The sequence below is a fragment of the Jeotgalibacillus terrae genome (assembly GCF_016908195.1).
In the GTDB taxonomy this organism is placed as follows: domain Bacteria; phylum Bacillota; class Bacilli; order Bacillales; family Jeotgalibacillaceae; genus Jeotgalibacillus; species Jeotgalibacillus terrae.
The window spans coordinates 26,447-51,091 of record NZ_JAFBDK010000016.1 but is presented as its reverse complement, the minus strand read 5'-3'; the positions used below and the strand labels follow the sequence as shown (position 1 = coordinate 51,091).

The window sequence follows — 24,645 nt, the reverse complement described above, 5'->3', positions numbered from 1 at the left end:
TTCTACCTCTTAAAATCATGCTGTATTTGATTGTACAGCTTAAAAATGGTTAAATGAAATTGAAAGCGCTTACTGATATTTTTCAAACTAAATCATTGATTTCACTGGAGGTGTGAATTAAAATTAAGTCTGTCTTATTTTTATTCATTATTATTGAATAAAGTTCAGTCCAAAGGAGAAAAAATATGAATACTTTTACAGCAAAAGACTATTTGCGCTTTATTATCCCTTCAATTATCGGGATATTTCTATTTATGATGCCGATTCCTACTGAAGAGGCTGTTACCATTCCAATCGCTATTCTATCTGATTGGCTGCAGTTATTAATCGGCAGTGCAATTCCTGCGCTTATGACATTGCTAATCATCATTGCTGCAGTTGTTTCATTGACTGCACGTGTAGCAAAGCCTGATTTTATTACAAATTATGAATTCAGAAATAATTTATTTATGGTTTCATGGTTCTGGGTGATTGTCAGAATCCTTGCTGCTGTCTTTGCAGTGATTACACTTTTTCAGCTTGGCGGCAGTTCAACAGAGCTGATCTGGTCTGAATACACGGGCGGACTTCTGCTCGGTGAAGGCGGATTGATTACGCTATTATTCTCTTTATTCCTATTTGCAGGACTATTTCTTCCGTTGCTGCTTAACTTCGGGCTCCTGGAGTGGTTTGGTACACTGATGGCAAAAATTATGCGTCCATTATTCAGATTACCAGGCCGTGCTTCAATTGATTCTCTCGCTTCATGGCTCGGTGACGGAACAATCGGCGTTATGCTGACAAATAAGCAGTATGAAGAAGGTCATTATTCAAAACGTGAAGCTGCAGTTATCGGGACAACGTTCTCAATCGTTTCTATCACTTTCAGTATTGTCATTATAAAAGAAGTAGATCTCGAAGCTTACTTTATTCCATTTTATCTGACAATTGCATTAGCCGGATTTATCGCTGCGATTATTATGCCGCGAATTCCGCCATTATCGCTGAAGAAAAAGACGTATATTTCTGAAGCAGAGGAAGAAGAATCACTTGAGGATGTTCCTGATGGTAAATCACGCATTCAGCACGGGACCGAAATGGCGATTGAAGCTGCGAAGAAAAACAATAGCGTCAGTCACTTCTTCAAGAGCGGTATGAAAAATGTATTAGATATGTGGTTAGGCGTAGCACCAGTGGTTATGGCTTTTGGTACGATTGCGCTGATTCTCGCTGAAGAAACAAGCTTCTTCGTTATTCTTGGTACACCGTTTGTACCGATCCTTGAACTTCTTCAACTCCCAAATGCTGCTGATGCCGCTCAGACAATGGTTGTCGGTTTTGCTGATATGTTCCTGCCGGCTATCATTGGTGCTGATATCCCGTCTGAAATGACGCGCTTTGTCATTGCAGCTGTATCGGTTACTCAGCTGATCTATATGTCTGAGGTTGGTGGCGTACTGCTCGGTTCTAAGGTGCCGGTTAATTTCCTGGACCTTGTGTTAATTTTCTTACTTCGTACGATTATCACGCTGCCGATTATTGCCGGTGTCGCGCATTTACTGTTTTAGCTCTGATATAGCGGGCTATTACATAGTAAAAGTTTAATAGACAAACAAAAGACACTTACGTTTTTGTAAGTGTCTTTTCCTGTTTGTAGACTGGTAATTTGACGATGGCGTTTGTTCCGCCTTCAGAAAGGTTTTCAAAGGTTAGGGTCCCTCCGTGCGCCTGAACGATTCTATGACAGATCGTCAGCCCGAGGCCCATACCTTTTTCTTTGGTTGTGTAAAACGGTTCAGAGATTTTCTCAAACATTTCTTCTGGGATACCCGGTCCGGAATCACAGATTTCAATCTGGATCATTTTGTTTTCAATCACAGGCTTGATCAGGATTTCACCTTCACTCTCAATGGCTTCGATACTGTTTTTAATCAAGTTGATAAAAACCTGTACGATCTGGTTACGATCCCCGTATACATAACGGTCTTTCGCCTGCAGTCGATTTACTTCGATTTTAATATCTTTCGCAGCTGCCTGATGCTTCATAAAGTTAATGACGTATTCAACAGAATCACAGATTGAAAACTGTTCATGCTTTTTAATCTCCGGCTTTGACAGCACCAATAGTTCCTCTGTGATTGACTGAATACGGTCAATTTCTGAAGCCATCAGTTCCACACGTTCATCGGATAATGGTCCATTTTCTTTCATCAGCTGAACGTATCCCTTCAGACTGGTCAGTGGATTTTTAATTTCATGGGCAATGCCGGATGCAAGTTCGCCGGCAACAGAGAGCTTTTCACGTCTCAGCAACTGTTCTTCAGCTGCTTTCTGCTGAGAAATATCACGTCCGATTGTAATCAGTGCCTTTCTGCTTCCATCCTTATGAAAAATCGGTACTTTGATCACATCAAATGACTTGTATTCACCCGATTCCACATAGAAGGATTCCTCACTGCGGTCAGTCGTCCCTTTTTGCCAGGTCTGTTCATCGGTCAATACGCAGTAATCAAATGCTTCTTTAAAAAATGGATTAACCTCTCCAAGTTCCCCGTCAGTCTTTCCGATATAATGTTTTCCTTTCAGCCCGTATAGCTCCAGACCAAAATCATTTGTTCTGATCCATCTTCCCTGGCCGTCTTTAAAGCACACAAAATCCGGCATTGACTGAATCATCGCTGACATTTTAAATTCTTCCTCTTCCATCTCTTTAAAAAGATTTCTGAGAGATTGTGCCCGTTTGTAAATCATAATGCCCAGCCAAAACAGTGTTATGGCAACAATCATTTCAATCAATATATAGGTCGTTGTTGAAAACCAGGAATTCAACCCTGACACGATAAAAACAATTTGAACGAAAAATACGATCGCAATAATACCGATCAGGCCCTTTATTTGTGAAAATGTATAGGATTGCAGCATTTTCTCACCTGCCAATCATTCTATTTTTATATGTATTTACTACCCTTATGAAAGCGTCAATCAATACTATTATCATACCATGTCGATTTTTGAAGGAAAAGGTCGAACTCTTATAAATAAGGTAAAATTTATCCAAAATAGAAAAAAGCTGTTTCAAAACCCTTTAATCAGGCTCAAAACAGCTTTAGTATGAATTAGTTTGTTATGGTTGTACGGAGTTTCGTCAGCATATCTTTTGTCATAGATGCCAGATCATGCTGCGCTTTAAAGCCCCACTCCTGCTTTGCTGCTGATGCATCAATCGCATCCGGCCAGCTGTCAGCGATTGCCTGACGTACAGGATCCGGCTGATAGTTCATGTCAAAAGAAGGTATATGCTTTTTGATTTCAGCAGCGACCATTTCCGGCTCAATGCTCATTGCAGTCACATTAAACGCATTACGATGCTTCAGCTTTGCAGGATCCGCTTCCATCAGGTCCACAATGGCCTGAAGCGCATCCGGCATATACATCATATCCATATACGTACCTTTATCAATATAAGAAGTATAGCTCCCTGATCTTAATGCTTCATAATAAACTTCCACTGCATAATCAGTCGTACCGCCTCCTGGTGGCGTTACATACGAGATCAGACCCGGGAAGCGTACGCCACGGGTATCAACGCCAAAGCGTTTGAAATAATAATCACATAGCAGCTCACCTGACACTTTGTTCACACCGTACATCGTTGTCGGACGCTGAATTGTATCCTGCGGTGTATGTGTTTTCGGTGTATCAGGACCAAAAGCCCCAATAGAACTTGGCGTAAAAAATTGCAGGTTATGCTCACGGGCTGTTTCAAGACCGTTCATCAGTCCGCCCATATTCAGATGCCACGCAAGCTGAGGAGATTCCTCTGCTTTGGCTGAAAGCAGTGCAGCCATATGCATCATTGTATCTACATTGTATTTTGACACGAGCTCATTCATCTTTGCGCCGTCTGTGACATCAAGGATTTCAAATGGACCTCCAGTCACAGCTTCTGTGTCTGCTGTACGGATATCAGATGCGATGACGTTGTCCGCCCCGTATTCAGCACGAAGTTTTGTAATTAATTCCGATCCAATCTGACCAAGCGCTCCAGTGACTAATATACGTTTCATATGAAACCCTCCATTGCATGTTATATTTAAAAGAACAAATGTCCATTTCAGGAATACAATTATTGTTATCAAATAGTTATTTCTCTATTAATTTAACATATATCAATTAAAATGTTTATACTGGAAGGACATATTTTATAAATAAGTTTATTATGATTAATTATTTCAGGAGAAGGTTGGTGGAATCATAGCTGTTTGCGATAAATTGTGCTATTTATAACATCATATGGTTTGTCTATAAAATCATCCTGCTGGTTTACGAAATGCTTTCGTCAGCGGTCGCTTGTCATTCTCACCTGAATACATTAAAAAAACCAGCCATCACGGCTGGTTTTTTCATACAAGTCATATTAAAAAGTTTTTTTCATTTCCTGCATTTCTTTTTCTGAACAATAAACAAAGTGTCCAGGTTTCACTTCACGCATTTTCACGTCATCACTGTCAGTGTACTGATGGCTTTTCGGATCGTAAGTTTTACGTACTCTTTGACGCTCATAATCAGGATCCGGGAATGGGATAGAAGATAAAAGTGATTGTGTATAAGGATGTAATGGATTTTTGTATAATTCTTCACTCGTTGTCAGTTCAACCAGCTTTCCAAAATACATGACACCGATACGGTCACTGATATACTTTACCATTGATAGATCATGGGCAATGAATAGATACGTTAAGCCCTTATCTTTCTGAAGTTTTCTCATCAGGTTAACGACCTGTGCCTGAATCGATACGTCCAGTGCTGAGATCGGCTCATCGGCGATAATGAATTCAGGGTCCACAGCCAGTGCGCGGGCAATTCCGATACGCTGGCGCTGTCCGCCTGAGAATTCATGAGGATATCTGCCAGCGTGATCACGATTCAGACCAACAATTTCTAAAAGCTCATGAACTTTTTCTTCACGTTCTTTCTTAGAAGAAGCAAGCCCATGAAGGTCAATTCCTTCAGCAATAATATCCACTACTTTCATTCTCGGGTTCAGAGATGCATAGGGATCCTGAAAGATCATTTGCATACGGCGGTTGAATTCCAGCGTTTTCTCTTTGTTTTTCACATCATGGACATTCTCACCGCGATAGTTTACTTCCCCGTCAGTAGCGTTATAAAGGCGGATCAGTGTACGGCCTGTTGTTGACTTACCGCAGCCCGATTCTCCTACGAGACCAAGTGTCTCACCTTTATAGATATCAAAGCTGATATCGTTAACAGCTTTTACTTCATTTTTTTTACCTTCATTGAAAAATAACTTTAGATTTTTTACTTCAATTAACTTTTCAGCCATTTTCTCAGTCATTTATTTCTCCCCCTTAGTTACATTTCCAGGGAATTGCTTTCTTCTTCTTTGCACAGCTTCCGGCGGCTCGATTACCGGTGCATCCGGATGCAATAACCAGGTTGCTGCATAATGTGTATCTGAAACTTTAAACATCGGTGGTTCTTCACTCTGATCAATTGCCATCGCATAGCGGTTACGCGCTGCAAAAGCATCCCCTTTTGGAGGATTTAATAGATCCGGCGGAGACCCTGGGATCACAAACAATTCGTCGTCTTCTGTATCAATGCTTGGCATTGAACTGATCAGCCCCCATGTGTATGGGTGCTGTGAATTATAAAAGATTTCATCTACTGTTCCTACCTCTACAATTTTACCGCCGTACATAACAGCTACACGGTCAGCTACACTCGCTACTACGCCGAGGTCATGTGTAATGAAAATAATAGATGTATCAATTTTATTCTGAAGATCTTTCATCAGGTCCAGAATCTGAGCCTGGATCGTCACGTCAAGTGCAGTAGTCGGCTCATCTGCGATCAAAACTTTTGGATTACAGGCAAGTGCAACGGCAATAACGATTCTTTGACGCTGTCCTCCTGAAAATTGGTGAGGATACTGATTAATTCTGATTTCAGGATTAGGCAGTCCTACAAGTTCCAGCAGTTCAAGCGCTCTTTGCTTTGCCTGTGATTTTGAAAAGTTCTGGTGCTTAATTAATGGCTCTGCAATCTGTTTGCCAATTTTCATTGTCGGATTCAATGAAGTCATTGGATCCTGAAAAATCATCGAAATATCTTTTCCTCTGATTTTTTCCATTGCTTTATCTGACAGTTCAGCAAGGTTTTTGCCATCAAATAAAATCTGGCTTCCCTGCTTAATCTCTGAATTTGATTTTGGAAGAAGTCTCATAATAGATTTAGTGGTTACAGATTTCCCTGAACCTGATTCCCCAACAATCGCAAGCGTTTCTCCCTTTCTCAATTCAAAGTTCACACCTCTGATCGCCTGAACTTCTCCGGCATAAGTGTGAAAAGAAATATTTAAATCTTTTACTTCTAAAATATTATTCACGATTATTCACCAGCCTCAGTCTCTCATTTTTGGATCGAATGCATCACGCAATCCATCAGCCATTAGGTTGAACGTAATCATCAGAATACTAATCACGATTGATGGAATAATTAACTGGGATGGATACAGAAGCATAACCTTGAACCCATCTTCAATCAGTGTTCCAAGTGAAGCATCAGGTGGCTGCAGTCCGAGTCCAATAAAGCTTAAGAATGCTTCAAAGAAAATCGCATTCGGAATTGTAAACATTGTATTGATGATAATAACACCGACCATATTTGGCATCAGGTGCTTAAAGATAATACGGAAATCAGTGGCACCAAGTGTCTTAGAGGCAAGCGCAAACTCCTGATTTTTTAATTTCAGAACCTGTCCACGTACAACACGCGCCATGGTTGTCCAGCCGGTTATGGCCAGGGCAAGTGTAATGGACAGTATACCAGGCTCGAGGACCAGGATTAATAGAATAACAATAACCAGGTTAGGAATACCTGTCAGAATCTCAATGATACGCTGCATGATATTATCAACTCTGCCTCCGAAATAACCGGAAATGGCACCATATGATACACCGATGATCATATCAATAGCCGTTGCAAGAACTGCAATTAATAATGAAATCTGAACACCTTCCCATAAGCGGGTAAACAGGTCACGTCCAAATTTATCCGTTCCAAACCAGTATGATTCTTCAATACCGCGTTCTTCGTACGGGTAAAGCGTATTTCCATTTCGATCTTCCCACGTACCTTCAAATGGAAGCCAGCTGACATCTGCCAGTGCATCAATTCTCGGCGGAAGGTTAGAATGGGCAGCATTTTGAGTTTCGCTGTCATAACCATTAATATATGGACCTACAAATGTCACAATAACCAGTAGCATTAAGATGATGAAACTGATAATTGCGGCCTTATTTTTTCTGACTCTTAAAAAAGCATCCTGCCAAAAGTTCAAACTTGGCTTTTCAATTTTTTCTGCCAGCGCTTCATCTACCTGGGCAGGTTCGAACATCGCTTTTGGAAAGCGCTTATCGGAATGATTTGCCATTAGTTATTTCCCCCTGACAATCTGATACGAGGATCAATAATACTATAAAGAATATCTACTACAAACACTGTGAAAATAAATAGCGACGCAAATAGTATTGTTGTACCCATAATAACAGAGTAATCTAGTACGTTAATTGATGTAACGAATTGTTCACCGAGTCCAGGAATTGCAAATACCCGTTCTACTACCAGAGAACCTGTAATTAAACTTACAGTTAATGGTCCTAAAACTGTTACAACCGGAATCAGCGCATTTCTCATTGCATGTTTAAAGGCAATTTCATAACCTGAAGCACCTTTTGCTTTTGCAAGAGTAATATAATCCGAACCTAGAACATCAATCATTTCTGTTCTCATAAATCTGGCAGCAATCGAGATGGGGAATATGGACAATGCAATCGTAGGAAGGATGGAATACTCAAACCCACGCCAAAATGCTACAGGTAACCAGCCTAACTGAACACCAATAATATATTGAAGCATTGCAGCAAATACAAATGACGGGATTGATTTACCAAGAACGGCAACAAACGTGGAACCATAATCAAGCCATGTATTCTGTCTGAGAGCCGCAATGATTCCAAGTAAGATTCCGAAAATTGTACCGAAAATCATTGCCTGCAATCCTAAGGATAAAGAAGGACCAATTCTCCCTGCAATTAATTCAGTGACAGGCGTGTTACTGAATTGAAAAGATACACCGAGATCTCCCTGAAGCACATTACCCATATACATTGCATACTGTACCGGCAAAGGCTGATCGAGTCCGTATTTTGCATTCATAATTGCCAGTTGTGAGTCTGAGAGCTTAGCAGCAGTGGAAAAAGGTGAACCAGGTATTAACTGCATCAGGAAAAACGTTAAAGAGATTACGATAAATAAGGTTAACGCCATATAAAATATGCGTTGCAAGACATATTTACCCAATCTTCACACCTCCATTTTGTGCGAATATAAAATATTTTTAGAATACTTTTTGACACTGAAAGAGAGAGTATAAAATCATACTCTCTCTTCCAGGTCATCATATCATTTTAATTCTTACGATTTAATTATTCACCCATAGAAATTGGATAGAAGCTGTACTCAGGTCCTACGAAATGATAAGTAAAGTCATTTACATTCTCATTTACAAGGATATTAGACTGACGCTGGTAGATTGGAACAATCGCAGCATCTTCTTCTAATAGTACTCTTTCAGCTTCCTGAAGTGTTTCCCAACGCTTAACAGGATCGTTAGCATAAGTTGTTTCAGCTTCTTTTAGAAGTCTGTCATACTCTTCACTTGAGTAAGCCATGTTGTTGTTACCGCCATCTGTAATCCAAAGATCAGAGAAAGAAATTGGATCCAGGTAGTCAGGTCCCCAACCAGCCATTTGAAGGTCATAATCAAGAGCAGTATCTCTTTCAAGACGTACACTGAAAGGTACGCTTTCAAGTGTAATTGTTAATCCTTCAAGATTTGTTTCAAGCTGATCTTTGATGAACTCATCTGAAGTCTTAGCAGCTTCAGAGTCACCACCAAGGTAGCGAAGTTCAAGAGAATCTACACCAAGCTCTTCAAGACCCTGCTGCCAGAACTTTTGAGCTTCTTCAACATTGTAAGTCAGCATATCGCCGTTTGCTTCACGGAAATCTGCTCCTGTTTCAGGATGCTGAACAAATTCTTTTGGTACAGCATAGTTTGCAGGAATAGAACCGTTGTTAAAGATATTGTCAGTTAGAGACTGCTTATCAATTGCCATTGCAAGTGCTCTTCTGATGTTTTCGTTTTGTAGAGCTTCATTCGTCTGGTTCATCTTGATCCAGAATACTGTTGGCTCTAACCATGAAACCATGTTTTCATCACCCTCATACTGAGGTACAAGTTCTGATGAAAGCTTAGTTGTAATATCAGCTTCACCTGATTCATAAGCATTTACAGCTGTTTGTGAATCTTTTACTTCATTAAATGTAATCTTATCAAGGGCTACATTATCTGCATCCCAGTAGTCTTCATTTTTAGCGTAAACCCATTCTCCATCAGTACTGCCGTCCCAGTTTTCAAGAACGAAAGGTCCATTGTAAAGAATTGTATCTGCACTAGTTGCATAATCTTCTCCCTGTTCTTCAACAAAAGCCTGGTTTTGTGGGAAGAACGTTGGGAATGCCATTAGAGAGTTGAAGTAAGAAATTGGCTTAACAAGTGTTACTTCAAGTGTTTTTTCATCGATTGCCTTAGCACCAAGTGTACTTGGGTCTGCACCATCGTTGAATACTTCTGACGCTCCAGCAATTTTACCTTCCATTAGGTAAGGTCCGTAGCTTGAACCGCTGTCCGGATCAAGAGCGCGCTGCCATGCATATACGAAGTCGTTAGCAGTTACAGGATCCCCATTAGACCATACTGCATCTTCGCGGATTTTGAACGTGTAGACTTTACCGTCTTCACTTACTTCAGGCTCACCCTCAGCTAATGCCGGAACTTCTTGCTGATCAGCATTAATACGGTAAAGACCTTCCATAACGTTGTTCATAGTTGTGAAACTTACTGTATCAGACGCCATGATTGTGTCCATTACAGGAATTGCAGATGACTCCATTACACGTAGTTCCTGACCTGCTGTCTCAGAACCAGCATCATCAGAACCAGCATCGTCTGAACCAGCGTCATCAGAGCCGTTGTCGCCACCATAACAAGCTGCTAAAAAGATGCTTGCTACTAGCGTAAGTACAAGTAGAAAAGAAAACTTTCTCATTCTTAAGTGACCTCCCTTTATTTATATCTAAAATTGATACATTCACAATTATACAATTTTTTTGACTATTGTACACACATTACAAAGAATTATTTTTTTAATTTCCTGTGTTACAATAGTATTAGTCATAAAATGATAATAATATTGGTTTAATTTTACTTTTGTAACACTTTAGCGATTAAAAGCGTCACCTTGTTGATTTGTCATTGTAACTTTAACACAGGAGTGAAGATCAGGCATGAAATATACCGTTTTATTTGTTTTCCTAGGATATCTTTTTTATGGAATAGTTTTACTGTCAGGCAACGCTGAGCCGGGGCTGGAAAGCTTCATTGATGCCTCTTTTTATATCAGTTTTATCTACTTATTTATAGCAGTTACATTCTATATACTCAGTACAGGTTTTTTTGATATTACAACGGACAGTCTTAGAAAAGTGCTGATGATTGGCAAAAAAATGACCAAAGAAGAAGTGGAGGATATGAGATCTCTTTCTGACGCTGCGTCATATTTTAATACAAAGCCGCTTTTATTCGCAGGTATTATTACATTCATGTTAATGGGGATTGGGCTTTTCCTGTATTATTAATGTAATGCAGGTCAAGCATATGACAATCTGATTAAGGGGCTTCTATTATAATGAAGTCTCTTTTTATCATCTGAAAACAATTTTCAGAATAAAATTCAATACGCCATTTATCGTATCTAATATTAAACCGTGGTTTTTACTCTTCATTCTCCGATGATATTCATCCTTCTCCAAAACCGGGTACTCTTTCTTCAAATCTTTCATTTAAGTACACTCCCTTCTTATTTATATATACTTTTTGTCCCTTACATTCTCACCACTAAAATATATCATATTTTCTTTATTTTGTAAGTCTATCGTTACATATAAGAAACGCACAGATTTTATCTCTGTGCGTTTCGAATTAGACATTTATACGGTTTTTAGATAATCCCTAATTCTTTACCTACTTTTTCATATACTTTAACTGCTTCATCAAGCTGTTCTTTAGTATGGGCTGCTGTAGGCATATTTCTTACACGCCCTGTGCCGCGGGGGACGGTTGGGAAGACGATTGATTTTGCGTATACGCCTTCTTCAAATAAACGTTTACTGAACTTTTGAGTAAGCTTTTCTTCACCAATGATGACCGGTGTAATCGGTGTTTCACTTTCACCAATATCAAAACCGAGTTTCTTCAGACCGGCTTTCAGGTAGTCACCGTTATCCCACAGCTTATCGTGAAGTTCAGTGCTATCAAGTAAGATCTGCAGCGCTTCTGTAATGGCAACTGTATCTCCAGGTGTCAGTGCTGTCGAGAACAGGAATGGGCGTGAACGGACTTTCAGCAGGTCGATCAGATCCTGTGTACCTGCTACGTATCCACCGACTACACCAATTGCTTTTGAAAGTGTACCCATCTGGAAGTCCACATCTTTTTCAAGGCCAAAGTGCTTAACTGTTCCTTTTCCTTTACCCATTACACCAGATCCGTGTGCGTCATCCACATATGTGATCAGATCGAATTCTTTCGCGATTTCAACGATTTCAGGAAGCTTCGCAACGTCTCCATCCATTGAAAATACGCCATCAGTAATCACCATGACTTTGTTATAAAGACCTGATTCTGTTGCTTCTTTCGCTTTTGCACGCAGATCATCCATATCTGAGTGTTTCACACGGATGATTTTTGCTTTTGACAGACGGCAGCCATCGATAATAGAAGCATGATTCAGTTCATCAGAAAGAATTGCGTCGTTTTTATCCATAACAGCTGAGATCGCAGCCATATTACAGTTGAAACCTGACTGGTAGGCAATCGCTGCTTCTGTTCCTTTGAATTCAGCAAGCTTTTCTTCAAGCTTAACGTGGACATCAAGGGTTCCGTTGATTGTACGTACTGCCCCTGCGCCTACTCCGTAATGATCAATGGCTTTTTTAGCCACTTCTTTTAAGTGATCGTTTGTTGCAAGCCCAAGATAGTTATTAGAAGAAAGGTTGATCAGCTCCTGGCCGCCGATTGTAATCATCGCGCCATTCGGACCTTCAACCGGATCAATTTCATTATATAGTCCCTTATCTTTTAAATCGTTCAGATTATCCTGTAAAAACTGATGAAGTACTTTAGACATTTTATTTCCTCCTCGTTTACATTTGTCCTTCTGAAAAGAACATTTTTTGTTGTTTTGAAAGTATTTAACACAATATTTATTTTAACATGTTTATGTATTACGGACAAAGCAATGCGTATGCATTATGTATTTCTCTGTGAAAATTGGCTGGCGATAAACTTTGCTATACCATAACTTATATAATACCCATAATATGTTTTATTTACCCACAAAAAGAGCACCCTGTGAGGAGTGCTCTTTTCATGCTGGTTATCTGTTATTCTTGTTGGCTTTCGTTAATAGTTCATACGTAAAGTCAACAGGGCTTGTAATACCTTCCGGCGCTGCAAATGTTGTGATCATTTTAACATTTCCGTTTTTAAACAACTGGTTCAGTTGCAGTGCGTCTTCATCATTGATTGTAAATGGATCGACGTGCCATACTTTCGGATGCGCGTTTCCTTTTCCGCGTTCCTGAATGAAGGTAACTGTGTACTCAAGGAATTCTTCATTCATTTCAGCAAGTGAATTGAATGGTTCAACTGATGAGCCGTCAGATTCAAAGCCTGCTGCTTCTACCTGAACGTTATCGATGTACCATCCCTCATGGCTGGAAGCCCAGTCTTCCATGTAGCGGAATGAGACAAGGACTTCCTGACCTGCGTACGCGCTCAGGTCGAATGATTCGCTTGTCCACTCGTCTACTTTACCTGTGAAGCCTGGTACGTTTTCAATAATTGTAGGATATCCACCATCTGCTACTTCTGTACGTGTATTTTCGTTCTCAAGCGATGTCCATGTTTTGCCGTTATCAGTCGACACCTGAACAATGCCGTAATCCCAAGTTTCTTCAATGTCGTACAGGTGGTCAAATGTAAGTGTTGCTGAATCTTTGCCTGTCAGGTCAGCTTCCAAGATCAGCTCGCTGTCAGATTCAGTTCCATTTTGGCTGTAAAGCACCTGGTTATCAGGATTTAATGGATCTTCAACTGACGTCCATTGCTGAAGGAAGTCGATTCCATTAAACTTAAAATCTTTTACTTTGTTCGAGAAGTCGATTGATTTGAAGTCTCCGCCCCATGCAGGTACGCCTTCTTTTTCAACTTCAAGTGCGTTTTCATAGCTGACTGTTGTGCCGCGCTTTGTACCCTCATTATCAACTGGCAGGTCACGCAGATTGATGCTGTCAAATTCATATACGCCCTGGTTACCTTTGCCGTCATCAAGTGCAAGTGCTGTCATAAAGTTCTGATAGACTTCTTTAAATGTCATATCAATTCCATTAGAAGCAAATACTTCGTCTACTGAAGCAATTCCCTGTGTTTCAGCTGTAGCAAGTTCACGGATAAATTCCTGACCATATTTGTCATACAGATAAAGTGTAAACAGATATACTTGTCCATAGTCTGCGATCGTTTCTGGACCAGTTGAAGCATTTTTGTGGTCATCCCAGTTTACTAACGAATTCTCGGGATGATCCAGGAAGAAATTAATTGACCCTTCACCATGACCATATCCGCCAAGGTATTCAGAGAACGTTGACATCCCTTCATTCAGCCAAGTTTCTTCTGCTGCGTCGTTATCAGCATGAATTAAGTGCTGAAGTTCATGAATCGTCGTTGCGTAGAATGTTGATTCAAGACGCTCTTCCCAATTATTTGTATCAATTGTAATGATATTACGGTCCATATAATTTTCAAGCGTCTGCCAGAAGAATCCTGCTACAAAGAATGGATATTCCGGATCATAGTACGCATCATCTTTTACGTTATCAATCATCATGATCACTTTATCGCTGCCTTCATAATAATCGTCAGGCAGACCAACCATTCCGGGAACCGTAGCATTTGATCCGTCAAGCTGGTCTGGTGTACCGAAGAAGTCTGTTGCGACCGGATACATATTCGAATCAAACTCAGCCGTCAACTGATCAACTTGCTCCTGTGTGACAACGTCCGCTGCGCGAGGGTCACCTTCAGGGTAACTCAAATCATTTGCGACCCAGACCTCTACGTTCTCTCCTACACTCCGCAGGGTGAATTCTTTAAATGCTAAGTTGCGGTCTAAAAACAGCTTGGTACCACCATCATAAGTAAAATGCTCTTCACCTGCTGCATCAGGCTCTGATGACTCTTCATCATCCTGCAGTTGTCCGGCCTGCGCTTTGATTTTCTTTTCAGCCTGCTTCAGGAAATCCTCATCTTCACTCAGACTCTGAAGATATGTATCTATGTCCTGACGATCCCCGTAGCGTTCAGTATCCCAGTTTGGCGTGTCTGCAGGTGCAGCTGATGCTGTGCCCGGGACTATAGCAGCCGGAGCTAATAGTGAAAGTGCCAGTGCACTTGAAGATAGTACTTTTAATACCGGTTTCTTTTTCATCTTATTTCCCCTTTCGAACTACGTTTTGTCATGCTTTTACAGCTTAACATGCGAAATTTTCAGAATAAAGTGAAATTTAACACGGTTAATTTCTCCCAAAAAGGGGTAAATATATCACTTATATTTTATTTCGAGTACCAAATAAACTTTAGTCCTGGTTCATAAGTCTTCATTCGTATGCTTAAAAGTATGATATAATAAACCTGAATCTGAGAGGAGGAACGAGAATGTTGAATCAAACCTTTTACTTAAAAGACAAAGCTCAATCCATAACCGCCCTGACGCCAGTCCGTCTGGCTATTCACGTTCCGTGTACGATCCTTGAAGCCCAAGATAAGCACGACTTTTTATATCACCTATATTTTAAAGATCAGCAATTCCTTGCCGCTAAAAAAGTGAGCCGTTCTAAAAGACGCAGCTACACTGAAGAAGCGTTCACGCAGGGAATTGTTTTTTTATGTCCCCATCCGCTGGCAGATCAACTGGCCGCCCAGGGAGAAACGATACAAAACCAGTCGCTGACAACACTGATGAAAAAACTGCAGACGGATCCCTTGCAGACCGTTGACATCTTCAGCTGCTTTGACGGTCTGATCAGAGAAGAAAAACTGTTTAAAGTACTAAGGGAGCATTACTACACATATAAGCGGGAAGGGAAGTTCAAGAAAGCAGAATTGGTTTTTCAGCGGATTAAATCTATTTACCCTGAACATGAGTGGGTAAAGTCGACACGCTCTGAAAAGGTCGATCTGTCAGATGATCAGCGACAGCTTTGGCAAAAAAGAAATCTGGTTAACGGCTTCTCTATCCAGCACCAGCTCGCTGCAGCGGAAGAAGAGTACAGACTAACGCCGGGACCGGGTACTTTTAAAACCCTGCTCGCGTTTACAAGCACTCATTATTCCCCTGTTCAGCAGCAGACGCTTTACGAAAGGTTGCTATCGGACGGTTATGATGAACCTGCAAGACATTCATTCAGAGAATTTGTCAGAAATGAACAGCCGGCTGAAGCTGTCAGATTACTGATCACCACCCCTTTTAAATTGAAAGCTGCAGATGTCAGAGATTTAAGGGCACTGCTGCAGAATCAGGATAATCTTGAAGGCATTTCATTTGCAGACCTTTGCAGTAAGCTTTCGCCTATGCTTGCTGAACACCCGATGGAACTGAACCAGATGATTCTCAACTCGCTTGGGAAATCACCGGACCATCATATTGATACACTTTTACATCAACTGGAATGTGTCTCTCACCTGCCCGTCTATCAGCTGGTCAGACAGCTTGCAGAAATAGCGGAAGATCCTGAACAGCAGACTGCTGCTGGAGAACTCTATGAAAAAATCGGATTCTACAATGAAGCAATTGACTGTTATACGTATGAAATGGAGCTTAATCCGGGTGCCAGGGAACCGGTTGAGCGTCTTTCTAAAACGTATCTTGCTGCTGGACAGGCTGATGAGGCGAAAGCGTATCAGGAATTGTTGAAGACGATGATTTCATAATAAAAGGACATTCCAATGCGGAATGTCCTTTCTCATATTTCCCCTCTATCCGTAATTCTCTCAACTGCCTGCAGCTTCTGATTAATCCATTCACGGTCCATTGCAGGCATCTGCGCGAGTGACGCTTCTTCAATGACATATGATGCAATATCTCTTAAGTCTTTCAGGTGCTGACGGGGTGCGTTTTCCCCGGCAAATGCGATTGACTCAAGCATAGCAGTCAGCACGGAGACATCCTCTTTTCCATAATGTCTTAATTGAAAAAAGGTCTTATATAATATGTCTCTGAAAGTTGGCAGTGTGATTTTAACAATTCCCTGGCCCTGTTGATCTGTCATCAGAATCGGGCGTACAGGGAACTGTGACATATTCCCGAGCAGTCTGCCGATATGTCTGATACTGTCATTTGCAGTATTCGGATCATTAATCCCCGGAGAAATTGCACGCAGCGCAATTTCAACCATTTTCTGAATCGCGAAAACCGGATCCTGACGTACATCACGTTCATTTCCAATGAGAAAACTGTCAGTAAGCGGCAGATCTCTTACCTCTGGCAGCCTTTCCGGCCTGACATAAACAGTCAACAGCGGAGTCGCTTTATGCACGTATTCGCCCAGTGGCACATTCAACTCAATTTTCACTTCATGTTCAGCTGCTTTTTTAGCCAGCTGATCAAGATCAACATATTGAACGTATCCATAACGATGGGCAGGCACCTGATAAAACGTTTCACCAGGATGCCAGTTTTCACCTGTATGCTCTAAAGAAACATTTTCTTTTTGCATAAATTGAAAATAGTATTCTGTCACTTCATCTGTATCATTAGCCAGACGCTCTACAAGCCGGCTGGCCTGAATTTCTGTAGCTACGTGATGAATAAAGATTGCAAAGAAAATCAGACAAATAATCGCAATCAGTACACCAACTACCCCGGCAATAACGGGGTCCTCAGAAAAACTGTCCCGCATAAATAGCATAGACAGCGTAGAATAAATGAATCCTCCCATAAACACACCAAGTACCCTGAGTGTCAGAGGATCAGTAATAAAATTTTTAATTGTTTTCGGAGAATATTGTGAAGCATACGTCGTCAGCACAACCATAATTGTAGAGAAAGTAAAAGTTGTCATCGTTAATAGTGCTGTAATTAATGCAGTTAAAATCGATTGTGCCAGATCGATTTCAGTATAAAAGATCGCAGGCATATCGCGAATGGTACCCCCATAATAAATATCAAAATATCCTACAGCAGCTGCAAGTCCTACTGCGAGAAGACTGTACATGGCCGGTCTGAGCCAGACTTTATCCTTCAGACTGATCCACCATTTTTTCATGCTGACTCCCCCTCTTTTTACTGTATAATTTCCCTGAATAAGCTGATTATAAGCTTCTCAGGAATTTATTTTATTAAAACGCTTGCATGTTTTTTAACTTGTATATACAATATTCTACATGAACGAATGGTGCAAACGGTTGCATTAAGTAGTACATATAAATAATTTCCATACATAGGACCTTGGAGGGTTTGTGATGAAAAAGATTTTTGGCTCTTTTGATTTCTGGCAGAAGTTCGGTAAAGCATTGCTTGTTGTGGTAGCAGTTATGCCAGCTGCCGGTATTATGATTTCACTTGGGAAACTGCTTGCGATGATGACTGGTGACATCATGTTAATGCAAACGATTGCACGAGTCATGGAAGACATCGGTTGGGCGATTATTACGAATCTGCATATTTTATTCGCCGTCGCTATTGGTGGCTCATGGGCAAAAGACCGCGCTGGCGGTGCATTTGCTGCATTAATTGCATTTCTGTTGATTAACCGCGTTACAGGGGCCGTATTCGGTGTAAATGCCGATATGCTGGCTGACCCTGCTGCAACAGTGACTTCCCTTCTAGGATCGGAACTCATTGTCGCTGATTACTTTATTTCTGTACTTGGTGCACCTGCTCTGAATATGGGTGTATTCGTCGGGATCATCTCAGGTTTCCTTGGCGCTGCACTCTATAACAAATTTTATAACTTCAGCAGTCTGCCAGAGGCACTGTCTTTCTTTAACGGAAAACGTTTTGTTCCGTTTGTTGTGATTGCAGGTTCTGTTGTAGTGGCTCTCATTATGTCTCTTGTATGGCCATTTATTCAGGGACTGCTGAATGATTTTGGACAGTGGATTGCAAATTCACGTAACTCTGCGCCAGTTATTGCACCATTTATTTTTGGAACACTTGAGCGTCTATTGCTGCCGTTTGGCCTTCACCATATGCTGACTGTTCCGATTAACTATACAGAGCTTGGCGGTACTTATGTGATTCAGACTGGCGCAAGTGCCGGCAGCACCGTGTCAGGTCAGGATCCCCTTTGGCTTGCATGGGTGACAGATCTGTACAACATGCTTCAGCAGGGTAATACTGCTGGCTACAATCAGCTGACTGAAGAAGTCGTGCCTGCCCGCTTTAAAGTCGGCCAGTTCATCGCTTCATCTGCTGCACTGATTGGACTTGCACTGGCAATGTATCTGAATGTAGATAAAGATAAGCGAGCTAAATATAAATCAATGTTCCTTTCAGCAGGATTGGCTGTATTTTTAACTGGTGTCACTGAACCAATCGAATTTATGTTCATGTTTGCCGCACCACTGCTTTATATTGTGTATGCAGTGCTAACCGGGGTTTCATTTGCGCTTGCGGATCTGATTGACCTTCGGATTCACGCATTTGGCTTTATTGAATTCCTGACAAGAACACCATTGATTGTAAATGCGGGACTGGTTGGCGATCTGATTAATCTGATTCTGGTTGCTGTACTGATGTTTGCTGTGAACTTTGGTGCAGCTTACTTCCTGATCAAACGCTTCAACTTCCCTACTCCTGGACGTGCAGGGAACTATATTGAGGAAACAACTGAAGAAAAGATTACAGCTAAAACAACTGACAGCAATAAAGATTCTCAGGCTGTTGCCATTATCGGACTTTTAGGCGGAGAAGAAAACATTGAAGATGTTGATGCATGTATGACGCGTCTTCGCGTTACGGTAAAAGATACCGGTCTTGTAGCTGACGAAAGAATCTGGAAACAAAACGGTGCACTTGGTCTTGTCCTTCGCGACAGAGGTGTACAGGCGATCTACGGTCCAAAAGCTGACGTGTTAAAATCAGATATTCAGGATGAGTTAGGAGCTTAATGTATGAAACTGCTAACGCTGAACTGTCATTCCTGGCAGGAGGATCAGCAGCTTGAAAAACTTGATATCCTTGCACAGACAATTGTTGAACGCGACTACGATATTATCGCCCTGCAGGAAGTAAGTCAGCTGACTGACGCGCCTGCAGAAGGCGCTTATAAAAAAGGACACTTCGGACTTGAGCTGCTGAAGCGTCTGAATTCACTGGGCAGAACAGATGACCGGATGCACTGGTCTTTCTGTCATTATGGATATGACGTGTATGAAGAAGGCGTCGCGCTGATCTCGCGCCTTCCTGTTATGGAAACAGATTCTTTTTTCATTAGTGAATCTGAGGATCCGGCTCATTGGAAAACCCGTGCTGTTCCCCGCATCACAGTTGATGCAGGCGGTCAACTGATTGATTTTTATTCCTGCCACCTCGGCTGGTGGGGTGATGAAGAAGAACCATACACACATCAGGTTGAACAGCTGCTGCACAGGCAACGTACTGACCGGCTATCATTTTATATGGGTGACTTTAATAACCACGCCGGATTGAAGAATGAAGGCTATGATTTACTGAAAGCAAAAGGACTTCATGACACATACACACTTGCTGAAACGAAAGACAGCGGTGTAACAGTATTCGGTCAGATTGCCGGCTGGGAAGGTAACGCACAGCCGCTGCGTATTGATTATATATTTGCTTCAGTGCCTGTACGCGTAAAGTCATCCCAGGTTATTTTCAACGGTGCGCATAAGCCTGTTGTGTCGGATCATTTTGGAGTGGAAGTGGAGATTGAGATCTAGTGTTTTCTGCTTTTTAGCGGGTTGTGGTCGCATTACCGCCCGGTGTGGTCATATAACTGCCCCATTGTGGTCGCGAACCCACTCTTTTTGGTCGCGTTAACTCGCTCAGTGGTCACGAACCCGCCAATTAATGGCAGTAAAATCAAACATTCATTCGAACACTTGACCCGTATGCTGATGCAGGCGGGTTTTTCATAAGCTATAATGTTTCATATAGCACGATTCAGGAGGAAAAAATGGATATTTTTGATATAGCAAAACTCGCAGGCGTTTCGAGGAAAACGGTGCAGCGGGTGTTAAATGACTCCCCACAGGTAAAGAAAGAAACGCGTGAACATATCCTTCAGATCATGAATGAGCACAACTATCACCCTAACGTCTCTGCAAGACGACTGACGAAAAAGAAAACGCAGACGCTTGGTTTATTTATCATTCAGGATCCTGACAAACATAATATTTACGCGGATGATCTCTTTTACAGTACCGTGATCAGCAGTATGATCAGCTCATGCGCTGACCGCGGTTATAATGTGCTTGTTACGACATCAACTGTTAATGACACCTCCCCTATTTTAAAACTGTACAGAGAAAAAAGTATTGATGCCGGCATGATCATCAGCTGGTCAAGTGTGCAAAAGATAGCAGATGAGATTATAGAGGCCGGTTTTTTAGTCGGCGTTTTTGACCAGAATAACCTTGATGCCACTCAGCAGGACATTCCTGTGCCTGTCCTGTTAAACCATGAATCTGCCATTCATGCAACAGAACATCTCATTCAGCTTGGTCACAGGAAAATTGGCATCATTACAGGTGAACTCGAAAACCGGGCTGCCGTTGAGCGTCTTTCAGGCTACCAACAGGCACTTCAGCAGGCAAACCTTAAGGAAGGTCCGGTCTTTAAAGGCAGCTTCGTCGAACAGTCAGGCTACAATGCGATTTGCGAGTGGATCGAACAAGGCACCCTTCCCACTGCCGTTTTCTGTTCAAATGATCTGATTGCAATCGGTGCATTGAAAGCTTTAAGTGAACACAACATATCCGTCCCGCAGCAGATTTCGTTAATAGGCTTTGATAATGTCAGGCTTACTGAATATACGAACCCTTCTCTCACCACTATGCACCTTCCGAGAGTTGAAATGGCAGAATATCTGGTCATACAGTTAATCAGCCGGGTCGAAGAAGGAGAGCCGGCACCTTACCAGCCTTTTTATGCCCGGCTGATCGAACGGCAATCCTGCGCATCCCCTACCAACTGACATATAGATGGTAAAAAACTGAATCTAAGATCATATAAAGCATTCATTATTGTAAAAAAATGTTGTCTTTTTACTTGAATGCTTTATAGTAATAATCAAATGTCCCACGTAGGACAAAATAAAAGGAGGCAATTGAATGTTAAAAAAGAGCAGTGCAATATTGTTAGCCTTTACACTGTCTATGTCCAGCTTTGCAGGCACAGGTGTTGCGAAGAAAAACACCGTTAACCTGAAAAATGATGTGCTAAGCCATGAGGTCATTAAAGGAGATCTTCTCATTACGCCAGCTGCCGGAAAGAAAATTACACTCGACAACGTCACAGTTGAAGGTACAGTCTACATAAAGGGAAAAGCACCTGAGAGTCTAGTAATCAATAACTCTTCCCTGCAAACACTCTCTGTTAAAACTTCTTCCCATGAATCATCATTTACAGTGTCCGGTGATTCGGTTATTGAGGAAACATTATTTGACGGGAACGGCTCTCTTACAGAACTTGAGCTGACAGCAGAAGGATTTAAAGACGTTTCCCTGCTGAATGGTTCATCACTTGATTTATCAGGAGAATTCACATCTGTTCTCACTGAAGGGAAAAACAAAGGACAATCCGAAAAGCTGAATCAGCTGGCAATTGAAGGCGTCATTGATTCCTTATTTTTGAATGCGCTTACAGATATTGATCATGCGGTTGACAGTCTGATTAAATCCCTCCACGTGTCAACACTTGCAGCCGGCTCTTCTTTAAATGGCGACGGTGTCATTGAAGCTGCTGAGCTTGAAACGGAGCTTCAGCTGAATGGCGTACCTACACAAAACCCGGATGACTTTGTGTCACCGTGGTCACTCGTATGGCATGACGAATTCAACGGGACGGAAATCGACCGCTCTAAATGGATGTTTGAGATCGGAAACGGGTTTACTGATGCAAATGGAACATTCGTCTCCGGATGGGGAAATAACGAAAAGCAATATTACACTGACCGTCCTGAAAATGCACGAACGGAAGACGGACAACTGGTCATCACTGCGCTTGAAGAAGAGTATGAAGGATTTTCATATACCTCTGCACGCCTGAAGACAAAAGGACTTTTCGCAAAAACGTACGGAAAATTTGAAATGAAAGCCTCTCTTCCAACAGGAAAAGGCTATTGGCCTGCATTCTGGATGCTGCCTGAAGAAGATCGTTACGGCGGCTGGGCAGCTTCAGGGGAAATTGATATTTTAGAAGCAAAAGGCAGTCAGCCTCACCATGCAATCGGCACCATTCACTATGGTGAAACGTGGCCGAACAACAAATACACAGGAGCTGAATACACATTCCCGGACGGTTCCACCATTGCAGATGAGCACGTCTACGCTGTTGAATGGGAGCCCGGTGAGATCCGCTGGTATGTAGATGGCGTATTGACCCAGACACAGAACAACTGGTACAGCAAAGAGCAAAATGCTGCAGCAAACCATACGTATCCTGCACCATTCGATCAGCCATTCCATATGCTGCTGAACCTTGCGATCGGCGGAAACTTTGATGGCGATCCGACAGAAGAAACCATGTTCCCGCAGTCAATGAACGTCGATTATGTGCGTGTTTATGACCTGACCGGACGTGCCTATCAGACGCCGGAACTGCCAGTCGTTGAAGCTGAACCGCTTCCTGAAGGCGCAAAGCTGCCACTTGAAGACGGTAACCTTGTCTATAACAATGACTTTACTGAAGACACGGGCACTGTAAAAGGTGTGGAAGGCCTTCCTGGAACTGATCACTGGTACTTCCTTGCCCTGCCTGACTTTGGTGGACAGGCCTCCCTTTCACTTGATGAGCTGAATGGACAGACATTTGCCAAAGCCGATATTCAAAACGGAGGCAGCCAGCCTTATGCTGTGCAGCTGATCCAGGACGTAACAATCGGAAAAGGCCGTTATTACAAGGTAAGCTTTGATGCAAAATCAACAGCTAATCGTGATATTAATGTAAAAGTAAGCGGAGACGCTGACAGAGATTACGCCACCTATTCAAGCAGCGAATCATTTTCACTGACAGATGACGTCCAGTCTTATGAGATGACCTTCCAGATGACTGAAGAAACTGACATAAAAGCACGCCTGGAATTCAACCTTGGCCTTTCAACGCTTCCTGCATGGATTGGCAAAGTAAGAGTCGAAGAAACAACTGCACCTGAAATCGATCCGGATGCTTCAAAATCACCGCTTAAAAACGGCAACCTGATCTATAACGGCACATTTGATCAGGGCTTTCCGGACAGACTTTTGTTCTGGCACACAGACGAAGATAGTGTCTCAGTTGACCCGGATCAGCGCGTACTGAAGGTAAACGGTCCAGGTGAGCTTGTCCAAAAAGGCATTCAGTTGTTAAGCGAAAGCCCTTATGAACTGGCGCTTGATGTAAAAGCAGATCAGCAAAGCGACATGCAGATCGAACTGGTGAGCGAAGATGGTTCAACCGTGTATGCAAGTGAAACCGTTACAGCAGATACTGAATGGTCAACGCAGAATGTATCATTCACAATGCCTGATGTGACTGACCTGAATGCACAATTCGTTATTTCATTTAACGGAGAAGGCAATGTAGAGCTTGATAACCTTTCACTGAAAAGAGTTGGCGGACCTGCAAGCGATGCGCCAATTCAAAACGGAACATTTGATGGTAGTCTGGAGCCATGGGTGACATATTCACACTTTGATACAGATGCAACTGTGCAGCATGCTGATGACCAGGCACTGATTCAGATCGGCCAGCAGAGTGCAGAGCCTTGGGGCGTTCAATTATACCAGGATAACCTGTCACTGCTTCCTGGCAAAACGTATACGCTGAAGTTTGATGCGCGTTCTACTGTTGACCGGAAGATTGAAGTGACGCTTGAAGATGCTGCTTACGCAAGGTCACTATCTGAAATCGTCGAGCTTACAGGCGAACAGCAAACTTATGAATTCACTTTTACTGCAGCTACACAGGAATCACTCAGCCTGAAGTTCCTTATGGGGACAGTTGCCGGTGAAGCAAACGAAGCGCATGAGATTAAGATTGATAATGTAACATTGGAATAAGAAAAAAGCCGAGATTCGGGAGATTGTCCCTGGTCTCGGCTTTTTGGTGTGCGGTGTTCGGTGTTCGGTGTGCGGTGTTCGAATAAATCTAAAGGTGATAGAATTAATGCTGTAGATCATAGAATGATGGCAACTGGTGATAGAATTCCATCTTTCGAGACAGCTGGACGTTG

General features: G+C 42.0%; 18 protein-coding genes. 7 read left to right on the top strand and 11 right to left on the bottom strand.

The window, feature by feature from the left end:
- Positions 1-185: 185 nt before the first annotated feature.
- The gene (locus JOD21_RS14695) at positions 186-1,547 is read left to right on the top strand and encodes a YjiH family protein (RefSeq protein WP_204730347.1); all 1,362 of its coding nucleotides are present in this window, start codon (positions 186-188) and stop codon (positions 1,545-1,547) included.
- A 55-nt stretch (positions 1,548-1,602) separates the two neighbouring features.
- Here the strand turns inward: JOD21_RS14695 and JOD21_RS14690 are convergent, their stop codons facing one another.
- The 7 genes from JOD21_RS14690 to JOD21_RS14660 form a co-directional block, all read right to left on the bottom strand.
- The gene (locus tag JOD21_RS14690) at positions 1,603-2,901 is read right to left on the bottom strand and encodes an ATP-binding protein (protein ID WP_204730346.1); all 1,299 of its coding nucleotides are present in this window, start codon (positions 2,899-2,901) and stop codon (positions 1,603-1,605) included.
- A gap of 194 nt (positions 2,902-3,095) precedes the next feature.
- Positions 3,096-4,046, bottom strand: coding sequence for an L-threonine 3-dehydrogenase (locus tag JOD21_RS14685; protein ID WP_204730345.1), 951 nt, complete (start codon positions 4,044-4,046; stop codon positions 3,096-3,098).
- A 350-nt stretch (positions 4,047-4,396) separates the two neighbouring features.
- Complete coding sequence (locus JOD21_RS14680) at positions 4,397-5,326, bottom strand: ABC transporter ATP-binding protein (protein WP_204730384.1); 930 nt, start codon at positions 5,324-5,326, stop codon at positions 4,397-4,399.
- A 12-nt stretch (positions 5,327-5,338) separates the two neighbouring features.
- Entirely contained in the window at positions 5,339-6,391 is a 1,053-nt protein-coding gene (locus JOD21_RS14675; RefSeq protein ID WP_204730344.1) for an oligopeptide/dipeptide ABC transporter ATP-binding protein, read from the bottom strand.
- Positions 6,392-6,406: 15 nt separating this feature from the next.
- On the bottom strand, positions 6,407-7,438 hold the full coding sequence (gene opp3C, locus JOD21_RS14670) for an oligopeptide ABC transporter permease (protein WP_204730343.1): 1,032 nt from the start codon (positions 7,436-7,438) through the stop codon (positions 6,407-6,409).
- Positions 7,438-8,367 carry an oligopeptide ABC transporter permease gene (opp3b, locus tag JOD21_RS14665; protein ID WP_041123560.1) on the bottom strand — a complete coding sequence of 310 codons (930 nt, stop codon included), beginning with the start codon at positions 8,365-8,367 and terminating at the stop codon, positions 7,438-7,440. Before opp3b ends, opp3C begins: the two co-directional genes overlap by 1 nt.
- 125 nt (positions 8,368-8,492) lie before the next feature.
- Positions 8,493-10,178 carry a peptide ABC transporter substrate-binding protein gene (locus JOD21_RS14660; RefSeq protein ID WP_204730342.1) on the bottom strand — a complete coding sequence of 562 codons (1,686 nt, stop codon included), beginning with the start codon at positions 10,176-10,178 and terminating at the stop codon, positions 8,493-8,495.
- 238 nt (positions 10,179-10,416) lie between these two features.
- On the opposite strand from JOD21_RS14660, the gene JOD21_RS14655 reads away from it, so the two are divergent.
- On the top strand, positions 10,417-10,767 hold the full coding sequence (locus JOD21_RS14655) for a DUF3899 domain-containing protein (protein ID WP_204730341.1): 351 nt from the start codon (positions 10,417-10,419) through the stop codon (positions 10,765-10,767).
- Positions 10,768-10,833: 66 nt separating this feature from the next.
- Here JOD21_RS14655 and JOD21_RS14650 read toward each other — a convergent pair whose 3' ends face one another.
- The 3 genes from JOD21_RS14650 to JOD21_RS14640 all read right to left on the bottom strand — a co-directional run bounded on the left by JOD21_RS14650 (position 10,834) and on the right by JOD21_RS14640 (position 14,678).
- Entirely contained in the window at positions 10,834-10,971 is a 138-nt protein-coding gene (locus JOD21_RS14650; RefSeq protein ID WP_204730340.1) for a hypothetical protein, read from the bottom strand.
- 158 nt (positions 10,972-11,129) lie between these two features.
- On the bottom strand, positions 11,130-12,317 hold the full coding sequence (locus JOD21_RS14645; protein ID WP_204730339.1) for a glycine C-acetyltransferase: 1,188 nt from the start codon (positions 12,315-12,317) through the stop codon (positions 11,130-11,132).
- 249 nt (positions 12,318-12,566) lie between these two features.
- Positions 12,567-14,678: a choice-of-anchor J domain-containing protein gene (locus JOD21_RS14640; protein ID WP_204730338.1), complete on the bottom strand. Its 2,112-nt coding sequence runs from the start codon at positions 14,676-14,678 to the stop codon at positions 12,567-12,569.
- A gap of 227 nt (positions 14,679-14,905) precedes the next feature.
- On the opposite strand from JOD21_RS14640, the gene JOD21_RS14635 reads away from it, so the two are divergent.
- Positions 14,906-16,180: a tetratricopeptide repeat protein gene (locus tag JOD21_RS14635; protein ID WP_204730337.1), complete on the top strand. Its 1,275-nt coding sequence runs from the start codon at positions 14,906-14,908 to the stop codon at positions 16,178-16,180.
- A gap of 32 nt (positions 16,181-16,212) precedes the next feature.
- Here the strand turns inward: JOD21_RS14635 and JOD21_RS14630 are convergent, their stop codons facing one another.
- Positions 16,213-17,514 carry a DUF2254 domain-containing protein gene (locus JOD21_RS14630; RefSeq protein WP_204730336.1) on the bottom strand — a complete coding sequence of 434 codons (1,302 nt, stop codon included), beginning with the start codon at positions 17,512-17,514 and terminating at the stop codon, positions 16,213-16,215.
- A 196-nt stretch (positions 17,515-17,710) separates the two neighbouring features.
- Between JOD21_RS14630 and JOD21_RS14625 the strand changes: the two genes are divergently transcribed.
- From JOD21_RS14625 to JOD21_RS14610, 4 genes are all read left to right on the top strand, one after another.
- Positions 17,711-19,360 carry a PTS transporter subunit IIBC gene (locus JOD21_RS14625; RefSeq protein WP_204730335.1) on the top strand — a complete coding sequence of 550 codons (1,650 nt, stop codon included), beginning with the start codon at positions 17,711-17,713 and terminating at the stop codon, positions 19,358-19,360.
- Between the two features lie 3 nt (positions 19,361-19,363).
- On the top strand, positions 19,364-20,152 hold the full coding sequence (locus JOD21_RS14620) for an endonuclease/exonuclease/phosphatase family protein (RefSeq protein ID WP_204730334.1): 789 nt from the start codon (positions 19,364-19,366) through the stop codon (positions 20,150-20,152).
- Positions 20,153-20,388: 236 nt separating this feature from the next.
- Positions 20,389-21,408, top strand: a complete 1,020-nt coding sequence (locus tag JOD21_RS14615) for a LacI family DNA-binding transcriptional regulator (protein ID WP_204730333.1) — start codon at positions 20,389-20,391, stop codon at positions 21,406-21,408.
- 136 nt (positions 21,409-21,544) lie between these two features.
- Positions 21,545-24,472: a carbohydrate binding domain-containing protein gene (locus JOD21_RS14610; protein WP_204730332.1), complete on the top strand. Its 2,928-nt coding sequence runs from the start codon at positions 21,545-21,547 to the stop codon at positions 24,470-24,472.
- Positions 24,473-24,645 lie beyond the last annotated feature (173 nt).

What these genes read in the sequence shown, in the direction of transcription:
- JOD21_RS14640 (WP_204730338.1), bottom strand. Translation starts at nt 14,678, where the DNA reads ATGAAAAAGAAACCGGTATTAAAAGTACTATCTTCAAGTGCACTGGCA.
- JOD21_RS14680 (WP_204730384.1), bottom strand. Translation starts at nt 5,326, where the DNA reads ATGGCTGAAAAGTTAATTGAAGTAAAAAATCTAAAGTTATTTTTCAAT.
- JOD21_RS14695 (WP_204730347.1), top strand. Translation starts at nt 186, where the DNA reads ATGAATACTTTTACAGCAAAAGACTATTTGCGCTTTATTATCCCTTCA.
- JOD21_RS14635 (WP_204730337.1), top strand. Translation starts at nt 14,906, where the DNA reads ATGTTGAATCAAACCTTTTACTTAAAAGACAAAGCTCAATCCATAACC.
- JOD21_RS14650 (WP_204730340.1), bottom strand. Translation starts at nt 10,971, where the DNA reads ATGAAAGATTTGAAGAAAGAGTACCCGGTTTTGGAGAAGGATGAATAT.
- JOD21_RS14620 (WP_204730334.1), top strand. Translation starts at nt 19,364, where the DNA reads ATGAAACTGCTAACGCTGAACTGTCATTCCTGGCAGGAGGATCAGCAG.
- JOD21_RS14685 (WP_204730345.1), bottom strand. Translation starts at nt 4,046, where the DNA reads ATGAAACGTATATTAGTCACTGGAGCGCTTGGTCAGATTGGATCGGAA.
- JOD21_RS14655 (WP_204730341.1), top strand. Translation starts at nt 10,417, where the DNA reads ATGAAATATACCGTTTTATTTGTTTTCCTAGGATATCTTTTTTATGGA.
- JOD21_RS14690 (WP_204730346.1), bottom strand. Translation starts at nt 2,901, where the DNA reads ATGCTGCAATCCTATACATTTTCACAAATAAAGGGCCTGATCGGTATT.
- JOD21_RS14615 (WP_204730333.1), top strand. Translation starts at nt 20,389, where the DNA reads ATGGATATTTTTGATATAGCAAAACTCGCAGGCGTTTCGAGGAAAACG.
- JOD21_RS14645 (WP_204730339.1), bottom strand. Translation starts at nt 12,317, where the DNA reads ATGTCTAAAGTACTTCATCAGTTTTTACAGGATAATCTGAACGATTTA.
- JOD21_RS14660 (WP_204730342.1), bottom strand. Translation starts at nt 10,178, where the DNA reads ATGAGAAAGTTTTCTTTTCTACTTGTACTTACGCTAGTAGCAAGCATC.
- JOD21_RS14625 (WP_204730335.1), top strand. Translation starts at nt 17,711, where the DNA reads ATGAAAAAGATTTTTGGCTCTTTTGATTTCTGGCAGAAGTTCGGTAAA.
- opp3C (WP_204730343.1), bottom strand. Translation starts at nt 7,438, where the DNA reads ATGGCAAATCATTCCGATAAGCGCTTTCCAAAAGCGATGTTCGAACCT.
- JOD21_RS14630 (WP_204730336.1), bottom strand. Translation starts at nt 17,514, where the DNA reads ATGAAAAAATGGTGGATCAGTCTGAAGGATAAAGTCTGGCTCAGACCG.
- JOD21_RS14610 (WP_204730332.1), top strand. Translation starts at nt 21,545, where the DNA reads ATGTTAAAAAAGAGCAGTGCAATATTGTTAGCCTTTACACTGTCTATG.